The following is a 603-nucleotide window of genomic DNA, read 5'->3' on the forward strand; positions in this document are numbered from 1 at the left end:
CAGCCAACGACGGCGCGTGAGGCGACTCGGGAGGCGCAAGGCGTCCTGCGACGCAAGCCCGTCGCACTGCTGACGAATTCGCTGATCTGGATGAGCACTACCCGGCATGACAAAGTCCGCGACTGGGCGCCTGGCGCCCGACACGCGCGACTATAGCATTCGCATACGGCACGCCACTACGGCGTCGCCGGCGCGGTCATCGTCTCGAGCTGCGTTAGCCAGGCGATGGCCTGCGCACGATCGTTCCCGCACATCTCGGCCGAGGGCTGCAACGATCCACAGACCGCCGGACGCAGCGGGCTGCCGAAAATCCGGCAACGGTCTTCGTCGTCCAGTTGCACGCAACGGGTGTTCGCCGGCTTGCCGTTCGGCATGCCGGGAATCGGCGTCGAGATGGAAGGCGCGATGCAGCAGGCCGCGCAGTGAGGACGACACTGCATGACGCTCACCACGGCAAGCGGCCTGCGCCGTCGAAGAAGCCGCCCGTCACCGGCCCGCGCTCGCCGAGCGCCAGCATCAGCACACTGCGCGCGCCTTGCGCCACCCCCTGCCGCGCACGCTTGCCGGCCGCGTCGACCGTCAGATCGGCGGGGGGGGCCCGGG

At 69.7% G+C, this 603-nt stretch carries 1 protein-coding gene; it reads right to left on the reverse strand.

The genetic code is table 11. From position 1 onward, the window contains the following. Positions 1–176: 176 nt before the first annotated feature. The gene (locus A985_RS28420) at positions 177–440 is read right to left on the reverse strand and encodes a YkgJ family cysteine cluster protein (RefSeq protein WP_150563639.1); all 264 of its coding nucleotides are present in this window, start codon (positions 438–440) and stop codon (positions 177–179) included. Positions 441–603 lie beyond the last annotated feature (163 nt).

Origin of the sequence: Pandoraea sp. B-6 (genome assembly GCF_000282835.1) — a bacterium.
GTDB lineage: Bacteria > Pseudomonadota > Gammaproteobacteria > Burkholderiales > Burkholderiaceae > Pandoraea > Pandoraea cepalis.